The sequence below is a fragment of the Novosphingobium sp. BW1 genome (assembly GCF_008107685.1).
Classification (GTDB): Bacteria; Pseudomonadota; Alphaproteobacteria; order Sphingomonadales; family Sphingomonadaceae; genus Novosphingobium.
Genome location: NZ_VIRF01000041.1, coordinates 265917 through 287161 on the forward strand (window position 1 = coordinate 265917; position 21245 = coordinate 287161).

Sequence of the window (21245 nt, forward strand, 5' to 3'; positions counted from 1 at the left end):
GCTTTTGCATGGAGGCGCCTTGGCAAGGCCTGTCCGCTCGGGCACTAGGGGGCGATGCGTTATCCCAAGCTGCTGGCCTGTCTTCTTTTCCTCCTGCCCCTGCCTGTCCTCGCGCAGGCTCCGAAAACCGGCAGTGCAGGCCACAAGGCGCCCCTGCACGACACCGGCCCCGCCTGGGCCTTTGCGACAAGCGACATCCCGGTCGATCCGGACTTCCGTTTCGGGCGCCTTGCCAATGGCATGCGCTACATCCTGCGCCACAACGCGACACCGGCCGGAACCGGCGTCGTGCGGCTCGACATCGAGGCGGGATCGCTGGACGAAGCGTCCGAAGAACGCGGCCTTGCCCATTTCCTCGAACACATGGCCTTCAACGGCTCGCGCCGGGTTCCCGAAGGACAGATGATCCCCCTGCTGGAACGCAACGGCCTCGCCTTCGGCGCTGATACCAACGCCTCGACCAGCTTCAAGCGCACGACCTACAAGCTGGACCTTCCCCGCAATGACATGACGCTGCTCGACACCGCGCTCATGCTCATGCGCGAGACCGCAGGCGAACTGACCATCGCGCCGGCTGCCGTCGAACGCGAGCGCGGCGTGATCCTCTCGGAAATGCGCGACCGTAACACCTATGAGTTTCGCAACACGCTGGACAGTTTGCATTTCCTCTACCCTGCGGCGCGCTTCACGCAGCGTTTTGCCATCGGCACGCGCGAGACCATAGAGGCCGCGACGGCCCAGCGCCTGCGCGGACTTTATGAGCGCACCTACGTGCCCGCGAACACGACCCTGGTCGTCGTCGGCGACTTTGACGTGAACGCGCTTGAGGCTGCGGTAATCCGGCATTTCAACGACTGGTCAGGCCCTGCGCCCAGCCCGCAGCCGGGCGCAGGGCCGGTCGCGCCCAAGGACAGCGGCCGCACCGACATCCACCTGGATCCCTCGCTGTCCGAACGCGTGACCCTGGCGCGCAACCTGCCCTGGCACGAAGAGCCCGATTCCATCGCCCAGCGCCAGGCCAATCTCCTGCGCCTTGTCGGCTACAACATCGTCAACCGCCGCCTTCAGCGCCTTGCCCGGCAAGCCGAGCCGCCCTTTCGCGGCGCAGGCTTCGGCACGGGCGATGCCTTCGAGGCGGCCCGAACCACGCGCCTGGTCATCGACACTGTGGATGGAGGCTGGCGCAAGGGCCTCACCGCCGCCGTCGCCGAGTACCGGCGCGCGCTCGAGCAGGGCTTCAGCGAGGCCGAAGTGGCCGAACAGGTGGCCGATATCCGCGCCGCGCTGACGCAGGGCGCACGCAGCGCCGAGACACGCAGCAACAAGGCCCTCGCCTCAGCCGCGCTCAACCTGGTGACCGAAGAGACGGTCCCCTCCACCCCTCAATCCGCACTTGAACGCTTTACCGCCTTCGAACCGCGCATCACGCCCGAGGCCGCGCTCGCCGCGATCCGGAACGAGGCCGCGCCCCTGGTCGATCCCCTGATCCGCTTCGAAGGCCGCAAGCCCCCCGAAGGCGGTGAGGACGCCCTTCGGGCCGCCTTCGAGGCGGCCAATGACGACCCCATCATCGCCGTCCGCACGGCAAAGACCGAGCGCTTTGCCTATACCGATTTCGGTACGCCGGGCCGCGTGGTGGAGGACCGGCGCGAGACGCATCTGGGCATCCGCGAACTGCGCTTTGCCAACGGCGTGATGCTCAACCTGCACCGCTCCGATCTCGAAAAGGACAAGGTGCGGGTCCAGGTTTCCATCGATGGCGGCACCCGTCTCGACACGCGGGACGATCCGCTTGCCACCGAACTCGTCTCCTACATGCCCTGGGGGGGGCTCGGCGCGCACAGCCGCGATGACCTCGACACGATCCTGGCCGGTAAGACCTTGGGCTTCGAGCTGCGCAATACCGGCAACGCCTTCGTTTCGCGCGCGCAGACGACCACGGCCGATCTCGAACTCCAGCTCGAACTCATCGCCGCGCTCATTACCGATCCCGGGTATCGTCCCGAGGGCGAAGTGCAGTACCGTCAGGCGATTGCCACCTATTTCGCGCAGCTGCGCGCAACCCCGGCCTCCGCGCTTCAGGCGGACCTGGGCCGTATCCTATCGGGCGGCGACCCGCGTTTCAGTCTGCAACCCCCTGCCCGCTACAGCCAGCTCTCCTACGCCAAGCTCAAGGCCGCGATTGAAGGCCGGCTCGCGCAAGGCGCCATAGAGATCGCGTTGGTCGGTGACTTTAACGAGGATACGGCGATCGCGCTTGTCGCGCGCACGTTCGGCGCTCTGCCCGCACGGGAACAGGCGTTCGGGACTTATGCCGGGAAACCCCTGCGCCCCTTCACGGCGGAGCGAACCCCACACATCATCCACCACGACGGCCCTGCCGACCAGGCGCTCCTGCGCCTGACCTGGCCGACACGCGACGATAGCGACCCGATTGATGTCCAGCGCCTTGAACTGCTGGAGAAGGTCGTGCGCGTGCGATTGACCGACACCCTGCGTGAGGAACTGGGCAAGACTTATTCCCCCGGTGCCTCCAGCACGCTTTCGCGCTACTGGAAGGGCTATGGCACTTTCGCAATCAGCGCCTCGGTCGATGTGAAGGACGTTGCGGCAACGCGAACAGCCATCCGCAAGGTGCTCGAAAAGCTGCGTAGCGAACCCGTCAGCCCCGATATTGTCCGACGCGCGCGCCAGCCGATGCTCGAAGGGCTCGACAACGCGCTCAAGACCAACACGGGATGGATGGCACTGGTCGACCATGCGCAGAGCGAGGCCGAACGGATTGAGCGCTACCTCAACGCTCGGAAGCGTCTCGCCGCGCTCACCGGCGCCGATGTTCAGGAGATGGCGCGGCGCTATCTCGATCCCGCGGCCGCAGTCGATGTGACGGTACTTCCCAAGGATAACGCAACGGCGGAAAGCTGAGCCTTTGCCGCCATATCAGGCGCCCAGACGCTCCAGCGTCGGGATCAGCTCGTCAAAATGGTCGATCACAGCGCTGCCGCCCAGCGTCTCGGGCTCCGCATCGTTGAAACCGAAGCTGACGACCACACAGGGCAGTCCGGCCGCCGCCGCCCCGCCGGTGTCGTAGCTCGTATCCCCGACATAGGCCGCCCGGCCTCCACCGGCCCGCTCCAGCATCAGGTAAAGGAGATCGGGCTTGGGCTTGGCGCGGCCCGGCCCGAGCGTATCGCCGCCGATAACCGTCACGAAGCGCTCACTGAGGCCCAGTTCCTCGAACAGACGCACTGCCAGATTTTCCAGCTTGTTGGTCACCACCGCGATCTTGACCCCACGCGCGGCCAGCCCATCGAGCATGGCCTCGCCGCCCGGAAACAGATGCGTGTCGCGGGCGATGTTCGCCGTATAGTAGGCCATGAGTTCGGCGTGAAGCTCCTCGAAGCGGTCCTGTGCGACAGGGCCTCCCGTCACCTCGAATGCCCGGGCGAGCATCTTGCGCGCGCCCCCTCCAACAAGCGTGCGTACCGTCTCCTTGGGCACGGGCTCGCGCCCAGCCAGCGCCAGTGCTTGGTTCACCGCATGACCGAGGTCTCCATGGGTATCGAGAAGCGTGCCATCGAGGTCGAAGCCGACAATGTCGTAGGGGAAATCCGTCATAGCCTCCTAAGTGGCGAGTTCAGGTGGAAACTGCAATGAATTGCTGGCAGATGGTTCGAACCATGACCGACACCAAAACACCGCCCGCCGCATCTCCGCTCGCCATCATCGTCCTTGCCGCAGGCAAGGGCACCCGCATGAAGAGTGCACGCCACAAGGTGCTGCACCCGGTCGCAGGGCAACCCATGCTGGAACACCTGCTCGCCAGCGCAGCGCAACTCGCGCCCGAGCGCAGCGTGGTCGTCGCCGGGCACGGACGTGACCAGCTCGAAACCCAGCTTGGTACACGCGCGGCCATTGCCGTGCAGGAACCACAGCTCGGCACCGGCCACGCCGTCCAGCAGGCCGAGGAAGCCCTTGCCGGGTTCGAAGGCGACGTGCTGATCCTTTATGGCGATGTTCCCTTCGTGCGCCCCGAGACCATGCGCACCATGATCGCGCGCCTCCACGGCGAGGACACGCCCGCGGTCGTCGTCCTGGGTTTCGAGCCGGAGGAGCCGCTGCGCTATGGCCGCATCCTCGCGCACAATGACGGGCGCATCGCGATGATGGTGGAATACAAGGACGCGACCGAGGAACAACGGGCCTGCACCTTGTGCAATTCCGGCCTAATGGCGGTGAAATCGCAGGACCTCTTCGCCCTTCTCGCCAAGGTCGAAAATGACAACGCGGCGGGTGAATACTACCTCACCGACATCGTCAACGTGGCTTCGCTGGAAGAGCGCGCCTGCGCAGTCATCGTCACCGACGATCCCGACGAGGTGGGTGGCATCAACAGTCGCGCCGAACTCGCCGCCGCCGAGGCACGCTGGCAGGCCCGCCGGCGCGAACGCGCGATGGCCGATGGTGCTACGCTGGTCGCTCCCGAGACCGTCTTCTTCGCCTGGGACACGGTGATCGGGCAGGACGTGACGATCGAGCCCAACGTCGTCTTCGGCCCCGGCGTCACCGTGGCGGACGATGTCACCATCCACGCTTTCTCACATCTGGAAGGCGCCACGCTGGAAAGCGGCGTCGCCATCGGCCCTTATGCACGCTTACGCCCCGGTGCCGTGCTCAAGGCCAATTCCAAGGTCGGCAACTTCGTCGAGATAAAGAAGGCCGTGCTGGGCGAAGGCGCCAAGGCCAACCACCTCTCTTACCTTGGCGATGCCGAGATCGGGGCCGGCGCCAACATCGGCGCGGGCACGATCACCTGCAACTACGACGGCTATTTCAAGCACAAAACGGTGATTGGCGAGCGCGCCTTCGTCGGCTCGAACTCGGCTCTGGTGGCCCCGGTCAAGATCGGGGCCGACGCCATCGTGGCAGCCGGAAGCGCGGTAACGCGCGATGTGGGTGATGGCGAACTGCGCCTCGTTCGCGGCGAACAACTGGTCAAGCCCGGCTGGGCTGATCGCTTCCACGACGCCATGAAGCAGAAGAAGAAAGCCCAGAAGGAGGGCTGATCCGCCCTCCCCCTAGGGCTCTGGGGTCCCTAGAGGCTCATGAGCCGATCGTGCGCATTCGCTCCACATGGGCAAGCTGGACCTTCCCGGCCTCGCTGTCGGGCTCAAACTCGAGCGAACGCGAGATCAGCGCGTGGGCATCATCAAGTTTACCCAGCTTTTCCTTGGCATAGCCCATACCGCGTAAAGCCCGCGCGGCGAGGTCCGCATCGGGACCTCCCATGGTCTTGTCGGCCATCTCCCAGGCGCGCTCGAATTCGACGAGCGCGGCCTGCCATTCGCGGCGCGACTTGAAAAGTTCGGCGTATTCATTGGCGAAGTGGGCATTTTCCGGCGCCATCCGGGTTGCCGCGCGCAGGTCCGCTTCGGCCAGGTCACCGCGGCCCATGTCGATCAGCGCATAGCCGCGCCCGAAGTGCGCATCGCACAGCGCATCGTCGATCGGCGCGTGGCCCGCAGCGGGCGTGGACGAGACGTTTGCATCGATGCAGCGGCGCGGGCGCGAATCACCCGCGAGCCAGCTGTCGGCGGCCGCGATCACCCGGTCAAAATAGGAAACCGCCTTCTGGTCCTCGCCCTTGCGCAGCATGGCAAAGCCCTTCTTGAGGTCGGTCTTGAGGTCGGGGGCGGTAAGCGGGGCCACCACAAGCGCCGTTGGGCCGGACCTGTGCGGGCCCTCCACGAAACTGGCTTCCTCGGCCCCGGCTCGGGATGACAAGCCCGCGACAGCAAGAGCCAGAACGAGCCCTGCTCCGGCGATACGGCGGCGGGTTACATCGGCGGGCAACCGGCCTGAAAACGGATTTGTGGCGTGCAAGGCAGCAATCCTTCTCCCGGAACAGTCCCTTCCCGGCGCTCTTTTCGTGCGCCTGTATTTTTCGAGTAAGGAACCGTTCGTTTAAGTGGCCAGAATATCCGATGAACGCGGTTTGACAAGAGAGCAGTGGAAACTCACATCTTGTGCACGCGCAAGTAGCCGGTTTGCCACCACTTAAATCTGGAGTTTCACATGGCCAACAGCCCCTGGAGCCACACACGCTCATCCACCGTGTCGGACGACATCGACTTCGAAATCAAGGGCCAGGAACTCCAATTCGTCGAGATCGAACTGGATCCCGGGGAGAGCGCCGTCGCGGAAGCGGGCGCGATGGTCTGGAAGGATGCTCCGATTGAGATGTCGACCGTCTTCGGCGACGGCTCGGGCGGCCAGGGCAGCGGCTTCATGGACAAGCTTCTGGGCGCGGGTAAACGCCTCGTCACCGGCGAAAGCCTGTTCACGACCGTCTTCACCCATCACGGGCGGGGAAAGGCCCGCGTCGCCTTTGCCGCCCCGGTCCCGGGCGCTATTCTTCCGATCAAGCTCGACGAGGTAGGCGGGCGCCTGATCTGCCAGAAAGATGCCTTCCTGTGTGCGGCACGCGGGGTCGAGATCGGCATTCATTTCCAGCGCAAGATCATGACCGGTCTGTTCGGCGGAGAAGGCTTCATCATGCAGCGCCTCGAGGGTGATGGTTGGGTCTTTGTCCAAATGGGTGGCACCGTGGTCGAGCGCGAGCTTCACCCCGGCGAGGAACTGCACATCGATACCGGCTGTGTCGCCGCCTTCACCGAGAGCGTCGATTTCGACCTCGTGCGTGCCGGTTCGGTCAAGTCTATGTTCTTTGGCGGCGAAGGCATCTTCTTCGCCCGTCTGCGAGGTCCGGGGAAGGTCTGGATCCAGTCGCTGCCCTTCTCCCGCCTCGCCGGGCGCATGCTCGCGGCCGCCGGGCCGCGCGGCGGGCAGAACCGGGGCGAAGGCTCCCTGCTGGGCGGCCTCGGCGACCTGATCGACGGCGACTGACTTCAAAAACCACTTTAATTCATATATTATAGTGACTTAAATTACAGTTGGCCTCCACATTGTCATAGCGGCATCATGTTTTGGAGCCAGGGCGCCGGTTGCACACTTCGGATAGGAGCCTGACTGACCTTTGGCGCCTGCCTGGCCTGCGGCCTCACTCTGACCTGGCTTCATGGCCGTCCGTGCCCGACCTCGTCCACCGCATCGAGCGACCAAGGCCTCCTCCTTTGCAGCACCGAACAGATTGCCGCGATCTGCAACGCCAGTTCAGCCACTGGGTTGGACTTTTCTGGCATGGCCCTCCTGTGCGGCTCGGCGCGCCGAGCCGGAAGCCACCGCGAGAATGCGATCCGTCTGCGCCAGGTGCGAGCCAGCGAGTTGGCATCGCGGACTGCTCCGCATCCACACGACGAAGCGCTGGTCCGACAAAACCTCGGACGACAACTGAATCTTTGGGCTGGAAGCCAGCGTCCACGCACTTTAACGCTGCGCCCATTGGTTCTCCGGGATCGAGCCCCGGCAAAAAGGTGACAGGCGCGCAATGTGTGGAATTATCGGCATCGTCGGCAAGGAAGAGGTGGCGGACCGTCTGGTCGATGGTCTGCGCCGTATGGAATACCGCGGCTATGACAGCGCCGGGATCTGCACGGTCGACAGTGGCCAGCTGGTAAGGCGCCGCGCCGAGGGCAAGCTGGCCAACCTCGTGCGCGAACTGGCGGGTAATCCCGCCCCGGGCCTCATCGGCATCGCCCACACGCGCTGGGCCACCCACGGCGCCCCCACCGCAGCGAACGCCCACCCCCACGCGACCGATACGCTGGCGCTGGTCCATAACGGGATCATCGAGAACTTCCGTCCTTTGCGCGAATCACTCGAATCGCGCGGACGCACCTTCGAAAGCCAGACCGACACCGAAGTCGTTGCCCATCTGGTATCCGAACAGGTCGAGGCTGGCCTCTCCCCGCAGGATGCAGTCAAGGCAGCCCTGCCCGAGCTTCGCGGGGCCTTCGCGCTGGCCATCGCCTTTCGCGAACATCCCGACATGCTGATCGGTGCGCGGCTCGGCTCTCCGCTCGTCGTGGGCTACGGTGAGGGAGAAACCTACCTGGGCTCGGACGCGCTCGCCCTTGCTCCGCTGACCCAGCGCATCACCTACCTTGAAGAAGGTGACTGGGTCGTCATCACCCGCCAAGGCGCGCAGATTTTCGATGCGCAGAACAATCCTGTTGAACGCGCGGTAGTCACCTCGGGCGCATCGACCGTGGCGATCGAGAAGGGCAACTATCGCCACTTCATGCAGAAGGAGATCTTCGAGCAGCCCACCGTGGTTGCGCAGACGCTGTCGAGCTACATCCGCCAGGTCTCCCAGTCGGTCACCCTGCCCCAGATGGAGTTCGACCTGGGCGGCATCAACCGCATCACTATCGTCGCCTGCGGCACAAGCTACTACGCAGGCATGGTCGCCAAGTACTGGATCGAGACCTTCGCGCGTATTCCCGTCGACATCGATGTCGCCTCCGAATTCCGCTACCGCGATCCCGTACTCGAACCCGGCGGCCTTTCGCTGTTCATCTCGCAATCGGGCGAGACGGCCGACACGCTGGCCGCACTGCGCCATTGCAAGGCCGAGGGGCAGACCATCGCGGTCGTCGTCAACGTGCCCACCAGCACCATGGCGCGCGAGGCCGACCTGCTCCTGCCGACCTACGCCGGACCCGAGATCGGTGTTGCCTCGACCAAGGCTTTCACCTGCCAGCTCTCCGTCCTGGCCGCACTGGCCGCACGCCTCGCTGTCCTGCGTGGGCGCATGGACAGGGACGAGGAAGCCCAGGTCGTCACCCACCTCGTTGAAGCGCCTGCGCGCCTCAACGCTGCGCTCGGCCACGACGACGAGATCGCGCAAATGGCCCATCTCATCGCGCCTGCGCGTGATGTCCTCTACCTTGGCCGTGGTCCGGATTTCCCGCTGGCGCTCGAAGGCGCCCTGAAGCTGAAGGAAATCAGCTACATTCACGCCGAAGGTTATGCGTCGGGTGAAATGAAGCACGGCCCCATCGCACTGATCGACGAGGCCGTTCCGGTCATTGTCCTCGCCCCGTCCGGGCCACTCTTCGAGAAGACGGTCAGCAACATGCAGGAAGTGCGCGCACGAGGCGGTAAGGTCGTCCTGATTTCCGATGCCGAGGGTATTGCCGAGGCTGGCGAAGGCTGCATTGCCACGATCGAGATGCCCCGCGTCCACCCCCTGATCGCGCCGATCGTCTATGCCGTTCCGGTACAGTTGCTTGCCTACCATGTGGCCTGCGCGAAGGGCACCGACGTCGACCAGCCGCGCAACCTCGCCAAGAGCGTCACGGTCGAATAATCAGGCTCGGCAACTACCTTGGGTAATCGGCCCAGTGCAATCCTTTGCACTCTTTTACCGCCTGCTAACCGGTTGTCCCTAGGGACACCTACGTGACGAAGAAAAACTCCCATCAGACGCGCGCTCTTCCCAGCCGCCTGCCCACCCTCGCCGTCCTTGGTCTGAACGACCCGAAGGACGGCGAGGGCGACTGGGAGCGCCTGCGCGACCTCCAGTTTCAGGGGCTGCAGCGGGCCTCGACGATCCGGCGTGTCACCCAGGTCACCGCGATGCTGGCCATCGTCGTTATCTGCTACGGCAAGGTTCCGCTTCTCCCGCTCGCAGGATGGTTCGCGGTCTCCGGATTTTCGCTGTGGCACAGCTACACCATGTTCAAGCGCCTCATCGGATCGGATCGGCGCGGCATCTCGCGCAGTGAGATCAACCGCCTGCTCCATGGCGTAGGCCTCAACGCCCTTGCCTGGACCGTGCCGCTGACGACCTTCGGTGGCCTTGGCGACCTTTCCCTCCGCTTCCAGATCTGGGCGATCCTCGCCGTCATGCTGAGCGCTTCGGCCCTGCTCATGCCCGCCGTGCCGATGGCCGCCCTGTTCTTCGGCATTCTGATCGGCGGCTCCTCGGCATTGTTCTTTCTCATCACCGGCTCCTTCGAGATGGCGCTGATCAGCCTTGCCATGTCCGCCATCACGATCTGGGGCGCCATCGAGAGCGCGACCCGCTATCTCAATGCCAAGGTGGCCGAGGCTGGCATTTCGGAGAAGGACGAAGTGGTCTCGATGCTCCTTCGCGAGTACGAGGAAAACGAGGCGGACTGGCTCTGGCAGACCGACACTAAGCGCCGGGTCCGGGCAGTCTCACCGCGCTTCGCCTTCGCGCTCGGCCGCCAGGCAAGCGAGATCGAGGGCATGCCCTTCGTCGAGCTGATCGCAGGTGCCAGCTGGCAGGACGAGGAGGTTCACCCGAGCCTTCGCGAGCTTGCCGAACGGATCAAGCGCCGGGAGAGCTTCTCCAACCTGCTTGTGCGCGTCACCATTCAGGGGCGTCCGCGCTGGTGGGAACTATCCGGAACGCCCAAGCTCGATTCAAACGGGATCTTCACCGGCTTTCGTGGCGTCGGTTCGGACGAGACAGAGGCGCGCGAAAGCTCGGACAAGATCGCCTACCTCGCCCGCTACGACGCCCTCACCGGCCTTCCCAACCGAATGATGCTGACCGAAGCGCTGGACGATGCCCTCACCTACTCGTCCAAGTGGCATACGCGCTGTGCCTTCCTGATGATCGACCTTGATCGCTTCAAAGCGGTCAACGATACACTCGGCCACCTCGTGGGGGACCAGTTGCTGGCCTGTGTCTCGGACCGCATCCGCGAGCAGATGGGCGAGAGCGAGATGTGCGGACGTCTGGGCGGCGACGAATTCGCCATTGTTATGCGCGATGTCTCCGATGCGGGCCGGGTCTCCATCCTCGCCCGCCGCGTGATCGACCGGCTTGCCCAGCCCTACGAGATCGACAACCACACTCTGTACGTCGGTGCCTCGATCGGATCGGCCTGCGGCCCCCAGGACGGCGCGGACGTCGAGACTCTGATGCGCAACGCTGACCTTGCACTCTACCGTGCCAAGGACCTTGGAGGCAACGTGCACCACCGCTACGAACCTTCACTCCATGCCCACGCCGAGGAACGCCGGAAGCTCGAATCCGCTTTGCGCCGCGCGCTTGAACGCGACGAATTCGCACTAAATTTCCAGCCCGTCGTCGACGCCGCCGACGAGAGCGTGGCGAGCTTCGAGGCACTGGTGCGCTGGCACAGCCGCGAGCACGGTTTCATCAGCCCGGCCAAGTTCATCCCCTTGGCCGAAGACACCCGCCTCATCGTCCCCATTGGCGAATGGGTGCTGCGCGAAGCCTGCAGACAGGCCGTGACCTGGCCCGAGAACGTGCGCGTCGCCGTCAATGTCTCGGGCGAACAGCTGCTTGATTCGAACTTCGCCACGAGCGTGGTCAACGCGCTGGCCGAAAGTGGCCTCGCCCCGCACCGGCTCGAGATCGAGGTCACAGAGAGCATCTTCCTGCGTGACGGCACGACCGCAAACCACGTCCTCGAACGCATCATGGCACTGGGTTGCGGGGTCGCGCTGGACGACTTCGGGACCGGCTATTCCTCGCTCGGCTACCTGCGCAAGCTGCGCTTCTCGACGATCAAGGTCGACCGTTCCTTCGTTCAGAGCGCGGCCACCGGGAACGCCGAGAGCATTGCCATCATCCGCGCCGTCGTCGCCATGGCCGAGAGCCTCGACATGTCGACGACGGCCGAAGGTGTCGAGACCGAGCACGAGGTCCAGCTGATCCGCGAACTGGGCTGCCGCAAGATCCAGGGCTACTTCTTCGGCCGCCCGATGAGCGCGGAGGATGCACGCGCGCTCTTCGTCAATCCGCACTACCTCGAACGCCAGAGCGTCGCCTGACTAAGGGTGCACCAGACACAACGAAAAACCGCCCGGAAAGCAAAGCCTTTCCGGGCGGTTTTTCGTGTCGCTTAGGAAGTACCGATCAGGCGCCGATGAGGCCCTTAATCGCGCTTTCGAACAGCGCACGGCCATCGCTGCCGCCGTGGGTGTCCTCGATCGCGCGCTCGGGATGGGGCATCATACCAAGGACATTGCCCTTGGCATTCAGCACACCGGCAATAGCGCGGGCGGAACCGTTGATGTCCTCGGCGTAGCGGAAGGCCACCTGACCCTCGCCCTCGAGGCGGTCGAGGGTCGCATCGTCGGCGAAGTAGTTGCCGTCGTGGTGCGCGACGGGGATCGAGATCTCCTGGCCTGCACTGTAGCCCGAGGTGAACAGCGAAGTCGCATTCTCCACCTTAAGCGTGACGTCGCGGCACACGAAGCGGATCACCGAGTTGCGCAGCAGTGCACCGGGCAAGAGGCCGCTTTCGGTCAGCACCTGAAAGCCATTGCATACGCCCAGCACCGGCACGCCCTTGTCAGCCGCGGCAATGACCGCCTGCATGATTGGCGAACGCGAAGCGATCGCGCCGCAGCGCAGGTAATCGCCGTAAGAGAAGCCTCCGGGAAGCGCAATGAAATCGAGCTCTTCCGGCAGATCGGAATCCCCGTGCCACACGCGGGTGCACGCTTCCCCCGAGACCTTCTCCAGAGCCACCGCCATGTCGCGGTCGCAGTTGGAGCCCGGGAACGTGATGACGGCCGAGCGGAACGCCATCAGGCGGCCACCTTCTCGATGCGGTAGTTCTCGATGACCATGTTGGCGAGGAGCTTCTTGCACATATCGTCAAGCGCTTCGTCGGAAACGCCGTCCTCGACATCAAGCTCGAACAGGCGACCGGCCCGCACGTCGTTGACGCCCGAAAAGCCGAGCCCTTCGAGCGAGTGGTGGATCGCGCGGCCCTGCGGATCGAGGACACCGGGCTTGAGGCTGACGTGGACGCGGACTTTCATCACGGGGGCCTTTCGCTGAATGCGGCAGATTCGGTAAAATGCGCCTATGGCCCCGCTTGCCCCGCGGGGCAAGGCCACTTGCGCGCTTTTGATCGTTGAATGCGCGCGCTGTTGGTGCCATCCGGACCGGGCCCGTGCGGTGCGGGTCCCTTGTGGAGGCCTTCGCGATGCCCATTTCCTTTGCCAACCAGGTTGCCATCGTCACCGGCGCCGGAACCGGCCTTGGTCGCGCCTACGCGTTGGAACTGGCGCGGCGCGGCGCGAAGGTGCTCGTGAACGACCTTGGCTCCTCACCCGAGGGGCGCGGCGAATCGGACAGTGCGGCCCGTGTGGTCGAAGATATCCGCGCGATGGGCGGCGAGGCTTTGGCCGATTCGGGCGATGTCTCTGACTTTGCCCAGATGGAAGCCATGGCCGCGCGCGCGCAGGACGCCTGGGGCGCGATTCATATCCTCATCAACAACGCCGGCACCTTGCGCGACCGCACCTTCCACAAGATGGACATGGCCGACTTCGAAGCGGTAGTGCGGGTCAATCTCCTGGGCAGTGCCTATGCCACCAAGGCGGTCTGGGCAACCATGCGCGAGCAGGCCTATGGCCGGGTGTTGATGACAACGTCTTCGACCGGGCTCGGCGGCAATTTCGGCCAGGCCAACTACGGCGCGGCCAAGGCCGGTGTGCTGGGTCTTGCCCGCACCTTGCGTCTCGAGGGCGCCAAGTACGACATCCGTGTCAATTCGATTGCGCCTACGGCGGGAACGCGCCTCACCGCCGATATCTTCCCCGATGAGGCTTACGATGCTTTCAGTCCCGAGACTGTGGTCCCGGCAGCCCTTTTCCTGGTCTCGCGCAACGCCCCCAGCGACGCGGTCATCGGCGCGAGCGGCGGCGTCTTCCAGGGCGCCTATGTGACCATGAACGAAGGCATCCTGCTGGCACCCAAGGACTGCACACCCGAAGCGATCGAAATGGCCTGGGATGCCATCGACACGCGTCGTGGCCTGCGCGTCCTGGAAAACGGCATGGAGCAATCGCACCGCGCGCTCTCGCGCCTCAGCCGTGAAAGCTAGTCGACGACCTTGAGCAGTTTGCGTTCCAGCGGACTGAGAACGCCGGACAGTTCATGCCCGCGCTTCAGGGCCTGCCCCGCTTCGCCAAACAGCGTCCACATGCCCTGCTTGCCTCGCAGCGCCGGGCGCTTCTCGATGCGCGCCTGAGGGCGTTCGGACGCGCGGCGAAACACGGAGAAGTGCGCGGCGTCCTTCTCGAAGTTCATCGCGTAGTCACGCCAGAACCCGGCCGCGACCATGCGGCCATAGAGGTTCAGTATCTTCTGCAGTTCAAAGCGGTCGAACGCGACCTGAAGAGGCCCGCGCCCGGGGAACGCGACGATAGTGGCATCTGGAGTGTTCGAAATTCCAACAGGTCCCGACACGCGCGCGTTCAGACTCCCTTGCAGACAGGTTCGTCGGGCGTCTTGGCCGCACGGTCGAGCGCTTCGTGCGCGGCACCGAGCGCTTGGGTCATCGTCGCCACATCCTTGCGCAGCGCCTCGATCTGCTCTTCCAGTTCATCCACGCGCTGGTTGGGTGCCGGCTCGCACGGCTCGCGGCAGGGCGTGCCATAGGGCATGAACTTCTTGGAGTAGGTTTCTGCCGTAACCAGCGTGGACCGAGCCTTTACGCCAATCATCGTCGCGCCTTCGGGGACGCTCTCGGTCACAACCGCGCTGGCACCGATGCGCGCGCGCTTGCCGATCGTGACAGGCCCGATGATCTGCGCGCCCGAACCGACAATGACATTATCTTCCAGGGTCGGGTGGCGCTTGCCACCCACGCCGTTGGTCGGGTTTGAACCACCCAGAGTCACGCACTGGTAGATCGTGACATTGTCGCCGATCAACGCGGTCTCGCCGATCACGGTAAAGCCATGGTCGATAAAGAAATTCTTGCCGATGGTCGCACCCGGATGGATATCGATCGCGGTCATGAAGCGCGAGAAGTGGTTCACCGCCCGCGCCAGGAAAAAGAGCCGTGCGTTGAAAAGTCGGTGCGAGATCTTGTGGAAGAACAGCGCCCATACGCCCGGATAGAGCAGAACTTCCCAACGCGAGCGCGGCGCAGGATCGCGCGCGACTACGGAATCAAGGTAACGGACGAGTTTTCCCAACATGGCCCGAATCTCCCATCAATCGGTGTGCGATGCAAGTTCCAGCCACGAAAGCCCCTGCATGCAAGTCTCAGGATCAGGTCTGGGCGCTCTTCCCGAACTCGGCCAGTGCCTCGCGCCAGATCGCCAGAGTAGGCGGTTGCTTGCGCTCGAGACTGAGCCGGTCGATGGCCGCGACCAGACGTTCCGCACCCAGATGGCTACGCACGGCCCTGGGTACAAGATAGGCGCTCGCCGACGGATCGAGAACGAGGTGGCGCATCTGCGCGTGAACGTCGATCAGCTCGGCGAGCATCTCATCGTCCGGCTCTTCGATTTCCAGCTGAAGCGCGGCGCCAAGGCGCGAGGCAAGGTCGGGAAGACCCACGTGCCACAGCCCGTCGTTCTTCTTTGCCCGGGACTTCACAGGCACCTTGGGTTTGGCCGCGGCCTTGCCTTTCGCCTTCTTCTGCGGGGCACGCTTGCGGTTGGTTATGAGCAGCAGCGCCTGGCCGGTTTCCTGGGCGCGGTTCCAAGCGTGGAACAGCACGTCCTCATCCACCGTCTCGGCGTTGTCGATCACCACGCCGCCCCCGCCATCGGCAAACCAGTTGCCCAGCAGCGACTTACCCGAACGCGGCGGGCCATAGAGAATCGCGGTGTGGAAGGGCCAGCGGCCCGGATCGGTCAGCGCGTCGATGGCGGCCGCGTTGGCCTCGCCCACCACGATACGCGGCGGGCTGTCGCTCGAGGCGGACAGCGGAAGGGCAATCTGCTTGGGCATATCTAGGACCTACCGCGAAATCCGGATGGTCGCGCCCGAACCGGACACCTGCCAACCCTGCGCCCGCAAGGCACTGGCGAGACGGTTCGAACCGCCCCGCACCGAGACCCGCATGACCGAGGTGCCCCCGATCGCAAGGCTGACCGTGGCCGCGCCGTCGACGCCGGGCACACCGCGCACGGCGGCAAGCCCTGCATCGACCGCAGCGGCATCGGGCGTCACGAACTGGACGTTGACCGTTTCGACCGGCGCTCCTGCGGGCTCCTCGGTCACGATGGTCGGGGCCTGCGGCACGGCGGGCTCGGCGACGGGTATTTCAGGTACACCACCGGCGGGCAGGAGCTTCTCGCGCAACTGCGCGAACGCGCGTTCCAGCGGCGCGTTACCACCTGTAAGAGTCGAATCGGGCTTGAGATCACCGCGGGCGAGCGCCTCGCGGTAAAGACCGTCCATACGCTCGACCGCCTGGTCCATCATGTCGGGCAGAGCCTGCTCGGACGGCGCTTCAAGGGTAAAGCTGCCAAGATACGTGTTATCCGGGCCATATCGCGCCGTGAAGGTGCCCTTGACCGGGCCGCCCGGCCACTGCCGTTCAAGACGCGCCATGGGCATGAGCACGTCCGAGGCGTCGAACTGGCCCAGGATCGTACGCCACCACAGGCGGCTGCGCCGACCAGGCTGCCCGGCGGTCAGGATGAGCGATTCGCCGCCCGCGCCCGAGGGCCGGACATAGTCAACCGGAGTCGCGGCGGCCTGGAACTCGGCCCAGGCGCGCTGCCAGGGGCCACGAACCTCGAATACCTGCTGCACGCCGCCCGAATAGAGCACGGGAATCACCAGCAAGGGCGCCGAACGGGCGACACTGCCCGCGCCGCCGACGTACTGGCTGGATTTCGCCTTGTCGAAGATCACGCCCAGCGTCGCAATGTAGCGGTGCGGGCCGACCTGTTCCTTCTCGATCACAACCGAGGAAACCATCGCGTCAATCGATTCGGTGGGCATGTCGGGGCCGCCCAGCTTCTTCCAGGCGAGCTTCTGCGCTTCTTTCCACCCCTTCAGGCGCGCTTCCGCGCCGGTCTTGCCGGTAACGTCCACGGTGATTCCATCAACCTGGATATCCGCGGAATTGGCGAGAGGCGGGATCCCGCGATCACCTTCGACCTGCGCGACAAGGCTGGAAACGCCCAGCCCGCCAAGGCCCAGCACGGCCATGCCAGCCAGTACATAACCTAGCGTTTTGCGCGAGATAGAGCCCGCGCCCGTGCGGTCGGGCCGCGGTGAGAAGGAGGAAATCGATCGTGTCATTTTCAAAACCGTGGGCCTTTTGCCCAAACGGGAATGGAAATCCAAGTCACAAAGCACTATGCGGCCGCAATGTCCGACGATAACTCTCAGAAGAGCTACTCCTACGAGCAGGCCGGTGTGTCGATCGCCGCCGGCAATGCGCTCGTCAAAGCCATCGCACCGATGGCGCGTGCCACCGCCCGTCCAGGCGCCGATGCCGACCTGGGCGGCTTCGGAGGCTTTTTCGACCCCAAGGCAGCCGGGTACAAAGACCCGCTGCTGGTCGCCGCGAACGACGGCGTGGGTACGAAGGTCAAGCTGGCCATCGATCACGACCGCCACGACCACATCGGCATCGACCTGGTCGCAATGTGCGTGAACGATCTTATCGTCCAGGGCGCCGAACCCCTCTTCTTCCTTGATTACTTCGCCACCGGAAAGCTTGAGAACGGCGTTGCCGAGCGCGTCGTCGCGGGCATTGCCGAGGGCTGCAAGATTTCGGGCTGCGCGCTCATCGGCGGCGAAACCGCCGAGATGCCGGGCATGTACGCAGCAGGTGACTACGACCTCGCCGGCTTCTGCGTCGGCGCCGTCGAGCGTGGCGAACAGCTGACCGGCGACAAAGTCCAGGAAGGCGACGTCTTGCTTGGCCTGGCTTCCTCGGGTGTCCATTCCAACGGCTACTCGCTGGTGCGCCGCCTGGCCGAAGACAAAGGCTGGAAGCTCGACCGCCCGGCTCTCTTCGACCAGGAAACCCTGCTGATCGACGCGCTGATCGCGCCCACGCGCATCTACGTGAAAAGCCTGCTACCCTTCATCCGTTCCGGCCGCATCCACGCGCTCGCGCACATCACCGGCGGCGGCCTCCTCGAGAACGTCCCGCGCGTCCTGCCCAAGGGCCTTCATGCCCGCATCGACGCCGACGCCTGGGCGCAGCCGCGCCTGATGGCCTTCCTCCAGGCCCAGGGCAACATCGAGCCCGCCGAAATGGCCCGCACCTTCAACTGCGGCATCGGCATGGTCCTGGCCGTCAGCGCCGACGAGGCCGCCTCGCTCAAGGGCGACCTCGAAGCCGCCGGCGAGACTGTGCACGTGATCGGCGCCATTGAGGCTGGCGAAAAGGGCTGCACCGTGCAAGGGTCGGCCGAAGCCTGGTCCGCGCGCGAGCCCTGGCAGGCCGTCCACCTTGGCTGACACCCGCGGCGTGTCCGGCGCGCAGGCAGGCATCGAGAAGGCGAAGGTGGCTGTCCTCATATCGGGCAGCGGCACCAACATGGCTGCCCTCCTCTACGCCAGCCGCGCGGCGGACTGCCCTTACGAGATCGTACTGGTCGCCTCGAACGATCCGGAGGCCAAGGGCCTTGCCCTGGCCGCCGCCGAGGGCGTGGCGACCTTTGCCCATTCGCACAAGGGCATGAAGCGCGCCGAGCATGATGCCGTCATGGACAAGGCCATCCGCGAGAGCGGGGCCGAATGGGTCGCGCTGGCAGGCTACATGCGCATCCTGACGGCCGAATTCGTGTCGGGCTGGGCGGACCGGATGGTCAACATACACCCCTCGCTCCTGCCCAAGTACACGGGCCTCCACACCCACGAGCGCGCGATCGAGGCGGGTGACAGCCATGGCGGTGTCACCGTCCACCTCGTCACCGCCGAACTCGACGACGGGCCGATCCTGGGCCAGACGCCGGTGGCCATTGTGCCCGGTGACACGCCCGACACGCTGGGCGCCCGTGTTCTCATTGCCGAGCACCAGCTCTATTCACGCTGCCTGGCCGCGCTCGTCAGCCGTGAGCGCGATCCGGCATGGCTGCTTGAAAGGGTCCGCGAACTGGCACTCGCCCTGCCCGAGGTGGAGGAACGCGAATCGCACGGAAGCCCGGGATGGCGCGTCGGCGGCAAGTACTTCGCCCACTTCAGCGACCAGCACCACGGCACACCGCACATCGCCCTCCTGGCCCGCACCAGCGGCGCGGACGAGATCGAGACGCTGACAGAGCGCAACCCTGAAGTCTATTTCAAGCCCGCGTACTATGGCGCTTCGGGCTGGGTCGGGGTCGTGCTCAACCGTCCGGGCATGGATTGGGACAGCGTGCGCGAATGGCTCGAACGCAGCTGGCGCAGCGCCGCACCCAAGCGGCTTACGCGCCTGCAGGGCGCCGCTGAGGAATTCTGAAAACGGGCTTTGTCAGGGCGCGGCATCGCGACGCCCTGCGCCCACTTACGGCAGGATCGCATGGCCCTGGTGGCCTCTGGTGGCCAGTTGCCGCTCTTGTGCGGCCACCCTCTGGCGCGCCTCTTCATCCCCCTTTGCGCCAGCTTGGGCCAGATGCGAAAAGGCGAAAGAGGCCAGGAACGACAGAAAACCTACACTCAGGAACGTCTTTACGTGCATTGATGCCCCATCCGGCCTGCATCTGCAGGCCACCTTCTTGTCCCCCTTTTGCATCTCAGCCCCCGTTCGCAACGCGAAGTGAAAACTTGTTCACCTGCCCGCTCGGCGCATGCCCGCAAAAAAGGGGCCGCCCTTGCGAGCAGCCCCTTTTTCAACCGCAATGAGATGGGGCGGGACGCTGGCCGCTGGCCTGCGCCCCTGCTCAATCAGCCGACGATTTCTTCGGGCTTGAAGAAGTAGGCGATTTCGATCGCGGCATTCTCGTCCGAGTCCGAACCGTGCGCCGAGTTGGCTTCGATCGATTCGGCGAAGGTCTTGCGGATGGTGCCATCGGCGGCGTCGGCCGGGTTGGTAGCGCCCATCACGTCGCGGTTGGCCTTCACGGCGTCTTCGCCTTCAAGAACCTGCACGACCACGGGACCCGAGATCATGAACGAGACGAGGTCGTTGAAAAACGGACGCTCGGCGTGGACCGCGTAGAAGCCCTCGGCCTGTTCCTTGGTCATCTGGATGCGCTTCGAAGCAACGACGCGCAGTCCGGCATCTTCGAGCATCTTGGTGATCGCGCCGGTGAGGTTGCGGCGGGTAGCGTCGGGCTTGATGATCGAGAACGTGCGGGTAACCGCCATGGGATCTGTCCTTGAAAAGTGAACGGGGGAACTCTTGCGCGCGCCACTAGCCCGCTTCGCAAGCATTCGCAAGAACAGGTTCGTCCAAGCGCCCTATTCGCGCCACCTCCGTGTAGCGCGCAAGGAACTGCTCAATCCGCTCAGTCAGCGTCCAGAGAGCCGTTCTCATGGCGTCCGCCGCCCGCCGGTCGCGCCTGGCCTGCGAGAAGGTTCGAAGGAAAGTCGGGCGAGAGAGTGCGCTCCAGCTTGCGGCACAGCACGGCATGTTCCAGCAGCGCGCTGGACACCCCGCGCAGCCAGCCTTCGTGCAGCGCCATCTCTCCGGTGAGCAGACGGCCCACGCTGCGCTCCGAGCACCCCAGAATCTGCGCGACGGCGCGCACACCGCCAAGCGCCTCAACCGCGCGGGTAAAAAGGGTAAGCTGTTCCTGGGATGTCATGAAATCGAGGCCCTTGTCGCCGCGCTGGGAAGTTCGCCGCGCGGGAATTGGACCCGAAGGCCAGCCAAGCGCGCGAGAGCCTGTGGGCACCGGCTGCGCCAATGTCAATCGGCGGGCGTGCCGCTATCCTGATCAGCGCCGTCCTCGCCCGCCTTGCCAAGCTTCGCACCTCCCGCACCAAGCATCAGCCCGAGAAGAAGGCCCAGAGCGATATTGTCGATGATCACGCCGACAACGAGACCACCCACGACCCCCAGCGAGAAGCCTGTTGAAGCCGTTCTGATCATGCCTATTAGCCCCCAGCCTATCCAGTCAGTGCAGCAGATCAGGACCGTCCGCTCGCGTCAAGACCGGGGTCTAAACCGAACTATTCGGATGCCTTCTTTGCCCAGCGTCCGTCTTCCTGCGCCCAGTATTCCTTGGTCACGCCCTCACGCCCGCGCAGGTCCTTCCAGACCTGCCGGGCCTCCTCAACGGTATCGTTGTCGAACAGATAGAAGACGCGCTCGAAGGGGGCCACCCCTGCACCTTCACGCCAGTGACCGTCGGCGAGGAACAGGAAGCGTGCGCCGTTGGCAGGAGCGACCTCGCCCGACAGCAGGATGGGCTGGCGCTCAGCGTGAGGTTCGCTCGCTTCGCCATTGGCCAGGAAGCTCTGCGGGGAAAGCGTCCAGAGCCCACGCGAGATTTCCGCGCGCTGGCGTTCCTCTCCCGAGACAACGAGAACGCGCGCGCCCGCCTCCAGCGATTTCTTCGCCAGAAGCGGGACCACGGCGTGGGCGGGGTCACGGCTGAGCTGGTAGAACATCACGCGCATCGGCCCCGCCCCC

Annotated in this window: 20 protein-coding genes; 8 read left to right on the forward strand and 12 right to left on the reverse strand. The window is 64.8% G+C overall.

The window, feature by feature from the left end:
* Window positions 1-54 precede the first annotated feature (54 nt).
* Window positions 55-2925 carry a pitrilysin family protein gene (locus tag FMM79_RS02850; RefSeq protein ID WP_148625927.1) on the forward strand — a complete coding sequence of 957 codons (2871 nt, stop codon included), beginning with the start codon at window positions 55-57 and terminating at the stop codon, window positions 2923-2925.
* A 15-nt stretch (window positions 2926-2940) separates the two neighbouring features.
* On the opposite strand, the gene FMM79_RS02855 is transcribed toward FMM79_RS02850, so the two are convergent.
* On the reverse strand, window positions 2941-3618 hold the full coding sequence (locus FMM79_RS02855; protein ID WP_148625929.1) for an HAD-IA family hydrolase: 678 nt from the start codon (window positions 3616-3618) through the stop codon (window positions 2941-2943).
* Window positions 3619-3680: 62 nt separating this feature from the next.
* On the opposite strand from FMM79_RS02855, the gene glmU reads away from it, so the two are divergent.
* Window positions 3681-5066 (forward strand): bifunctional UDP-N-acetylglucosamine diphosphorylase/glucosamine-1-phosphate N-acetyltransferase GlmU, encoded by a 1386-nt coding sequence (glmU, locus tag FMM79_RS02860; protein WP_148625931.1) that lies wholly within the window; start codon window positions 3681-3683, stop codon window positions 5064-5066.
* A gap of 37 nt (window positions 5067-5103) precedes the next feature.
* Here glmU and FMM79_RS02865 read toward each other — a convergent pair whose 3' ends face one another.
* The gene (locus tag FMM79_RS02865; RefSeq protein ID WP_240338938.1) at window positions 5104-5883 is read right to left on the reverse strand and encodes a diguanylate cyclase; all 780 of its coding nucleotides are present in this window, start codon (window positions 5881-5883) and stop codon (window positions 5104-5106) included.
* A gap of 192 nt (window positions 5884-6075) precedes the next feature.
* Here FMM79_RS02865 and FMM79_RS02870 point away from each other — a divergent pair, with 192 nt between their 5' ends.
* From FMM79_RS02870 to FMM79_RS02880, 3 genes are all read left to right on the forward strand, one after another.
* Entirely contained in the window at window positions 6076-6906 is an 831-nt protein-coding gene (locus FMM79_RS02870; RefSeq protein WP_148625933.1) for a TIGR00266 family protein, read from the forward strand.
* A gap of 541 nt (window positions 6907-7447) precedes the next feature.
* Window positions 7448-9271, forward strand: coding sequence for a glutamine--fructose-6-phosphate transaminase (isomerizing) (glmS, locus tag FMM79_RS02875; RefSeq protein ID WP_148625935.1), 1824 nt, complete (start codon window positions 7448-7450; stop codon window positions 9269-9271).
* A 92-nt stretch (window positions 9272-9363) separates the two neighbouring features.
* Window positions 9364-11736, forward strand: a complete 2373-nt coding sequence (locus FMM79_RS02880) for a bifunctional diguanylate cyclase/phosphodiesterase (RefSeq protein ID WP_148625937.1) — start codon at window positions 9364-9366, stop codon at window positions 11734-11736.
* Window positions 11737-11821: 85 nt separating this feature from the next.
* Here the strand turns inward: FMM79_RS02880 and purQ are convergent, their stop codons facing one another.
* Both purQ and purS read right to left on the reverse strand, forming a co-directional pair.
* Window positions 11822-12499, reverse strand: a complete 678-nt coding sequence (purQ, locus tag FMM79_RS02885; protein ID WP_148625938.1) for a phosphoribosylformylglycinamidine synthase subunit PurQ — start codon at window positions 12497-12499, stop codon at window positions 11822-11824.
* A complete protein-coding gene (purS, locus tag FMM79_RS02890; protein WP_148625940.1) occupies window positions 12499-12735 on the reverse strand; it encodes a phosphoribosylformylglycinamidine synthase subunit PurS in 237 nt (78 codons plus the stop codon). The genes purQ and purS overlap by 1 nt, the downstream gene beginning before the upstream one ends.
* 167 nt (window positions 12736-12902) lie before the next feature.
* On the opposite strand from purS, the gene FMM79_RS02895 reads away from it, so the two are divergent.
* Window positions 12903-13805 (forward strand): SDR family NAD(P)-dependent oxidoreductase, encoded by a 903-nt coding sequence (locus FMM79_RS02895; protein ID WP_148625942.1) that lies wholly within the window; start codon window positions 12903-12905, stop codon window positions 13803-13805.
* Here the strand turns inward: FMM79_RS02895 and FMM79_RS02900 are convergent.
* The 4 genes from FMM79_RS02900 to FMM79_RS02915 form a co-directional block, all read right to left on the reverse strand.
* Entirely contained in the window at window positions 13802-14170 is a 369-nt protein-coding gene (locus FMM79_RS02900; RefSeq protein ID WP_371710687.1) for a DUF2794 domain-containing protein, read from the reverse strand. The two genes, FMM79_RS02895 and FMM79_RS02900, sit on opposite strands and share 4 nt — an antisense overlap.
* An 8-nt stretch (window positions 14171-14178) precedes the next feature.
* Complete coding sequence (epsC, locus tag FMM79_RS02905) at window positions 14179-14907, reverse strand: serine O-acetyltransferase EpsC (protein WP_148625944.1); 729 nt, start codon at window positions 14905-14907, stop codon at window positions 14179-14181.
* A gap of 73 nt (window positions 14908-14980) precedes the next feature.
* Window positions 14981-15667: an ATPase gene (locus FMM79_RS02910; protein ID WP_148625946.1), complete on the reverse strand. Its 687-nt coding sequence runs from the start codon at window positions 15665-15667 to the stop codon at window positions 14981-14983.
* A 9-nt stretch (window positions 15668-15676) separates the two neighbouring features.
* Window positions 15677-16972 (reverse strand): heavy-metal-associated domain-containing protein, encoded by a 1296-nt coding sequence (locus FMM79_RS02915; protein ID WP_148625948.1) that lies wholly within the window; start codon window positions 16970-16972, stop codon window positions 15677-15679.
* Window positions 16973-17041: 69 nt separating this feature from the next.
* Between FMM79_RS02915 and purM the strand changes: the two genes are divergently transcribed.
* Window positions 17042-18145, forward strand: a complete 1104-nt coding sequence (gene purM, locus FMM79_RS02920; RefSeq protein ID WP_148625950.1) for a phosphoribosylformylglycinamidine cyclo-ligase — start codon at window positions 17042-17044, stop codon at window positions 18143-18145.
* Window positions 18138-19127, forward strand: a complete 990-nt coding sequence (gene purN / locus FMM79_RS02925; protein WP_256376768.1) for a phosphoribosylglycinamide formyltransferase — start codon at window positions 18138-18140, stop codon at window positions 19125-19127. Before purM ends, purN begins: the two co-directional genes overlap by 8 nt.
* Before the next feature lie 425 nt (window positions 19128-19552).
* Here purN and ndk read toward each other — a convergent pair whose 3' ends face one another.
* The 4 genes from ndk to FMM79_RS02945 form a co-directional block, all read right to left on the reverse strand.
* Window positions 19553-19975 carry a nucleoside-diphosphate kinase gene (gene ndk / locus FMM79_RS02930; protein ID WP_148625952.1) on the reverse strand — a complete coding sequence of 141 codons (423 nt, stop codon included), beginning with the start codon at window positions 19973-19975 and terminating at the stop codon, window positions 19553-19555.
* Between the two features lie 140 nt (window positions 19976-20115).
* Complete coding sequence (locus FMM79_RS02935; RefSeq protein WP_240338939.1) at window positions 20116-20415, reverse strand: helix-turn-helix domain-containing protein; 300 nt, start codon at window positions 20413-20415, stop codon at window positions 20116-20118.
* 104 nt (window positions 20416-20519) lie between these two features.
* On the reverse strand, window positions 20520-20702 hold the full coding sequence (locus FMM79_RS02940; protein WP_148625953.1) for a hypothetical protein: 183 nt from the start codon (window positions 20700-20702) through the stop codon (window positions 20520-20522).
* 80 nt (window positions 20703-20782) lie between these two features.
* On the reverse strand, window positions 20783-21232 hold the full coding sequence (locus FMM79_RS02945) for a DNA polymerase III subunit chi (protein ID WP_148625955.1): 450 nt from the start codon (window positions 21230-21232) through the stop codon (window positions 20783-20785).
* Window positions 21233-21245 lie beyond the last annotated feature (13 nt).

Excerpts from the sequence above, each read along its gene's own strand:
- glmS (WP_148625935.1), top strand. The coding sequence starts at position 7,448 with ATGTGTGGAATTATCGGCATCGTCGGCAAGGAAGAGGTGGCGGACCGT.
- FMM79_RS02915 (WP_148625948.1), bottom strand. The coding sequence starts at position 16,972 with ATGACACGATCGATTTCCTCCTTCTCACCGCGGCCCGACCGCACGGGC.
- FMM79_RS02945 (WP_148625955.1), bottom strand. The coding sequence starts at position 21,232 with ATGCGCGTGATGTTCTACCAGCTCAGCCGTGACCCCGCCCACGCCGTG.
- FMM79_RS02895 (WP_148625942.1), top strand. The coding sequence starts at position 12,903 with ATGCCCATTTCCTTTGCCAACCAGGTTGCCATCGTCACCGGCGCCGGA.
- purS (WP_148625940.1), bottom strand. The coding sequence starts at position 12,735 with ATGAAAGTCCGCGTCCACGTCAGCCTCAAGCCCGGTGTCCTCGATCCG.
- epsC (WP_148625944.1), bottom strand. The coding sequence starts at position 14,907 with ATGTTGGGAAAACTCGTCCGTTACCTTGATTCCGTAGTCGCGCGCGAT.
- FMM79_RS02855 (WP_148625929.1), bottom strand. The coding sequence starts at position 3,618 with ATGACGGATTTCCCCTACGACATTGTCGGCTTCGACCTCGATGGCACG.
- ndk (WP_148625952.1), bottom strand. The coding sequence starts at position 19,975 with ATGGCGGTTACCCGCACGTTCTCGATCATCAAGCCCGACGCTACCCGC.
- FMM79_RS02935 (WP_240338939.1), bottom strand. The coding sequence starts at position 20,415 with ATGACATCCCAGGAACAGCTTACCCTTTTTACCCGCGCGGTTGAGGCG.
- glmU (WP_148625931.1), top strand. The coding sequence starts at position 3,681 with ATGACCGACACCAAAACACCGCCCGCCGCATCTCCGCTCGCCATCATC.
- FMM79_RS02940 (WP_148625953.1), bottom strand. The coding sequence starts at position 20,702 with ATGATCAGAACGGCTTCAACAGGCTTCTCGCTGGGGGTCGTGGGTGGT.
- FMM79_RS02850 (WP_148625927.1), top strand. The coding sequence starts at position 55 with ATGCGTTATCCCAAGCTGCTGGCCTGTCTTCTTTTCCTCCTGCCCCTG.
- FMM79_RS02910 (WP_148625946.1), bottom strand. The coding sequence starts at position 15,667 with ATGCCCAAGCAGATTGCCCTTCCGCTGTCCGCCTCGAGCGACAGCCCG.
- purM (WP_148625950.1), top strand. The coding sequence starts at position 17,042 with ATGTCCGACGATAACTCTCAGAAGAGCTACTCCTACGAGCAGGCCGGT.
- FMM79_RS02870 (WP_148625933.1), top strand. The coding sequence starts at position 6,076 with ATGGCCAACAGCCCCTGGAGCCACACACGCTCATCCACCGTGTCGGAC.
- purQ (WP_148625938.1), bottom strand. The coding sequence starts at position 12,499 with ATGGCGTTCCGCTCGGCCGTCATCACGTTCCCGGGCTCCAACTGCGAC.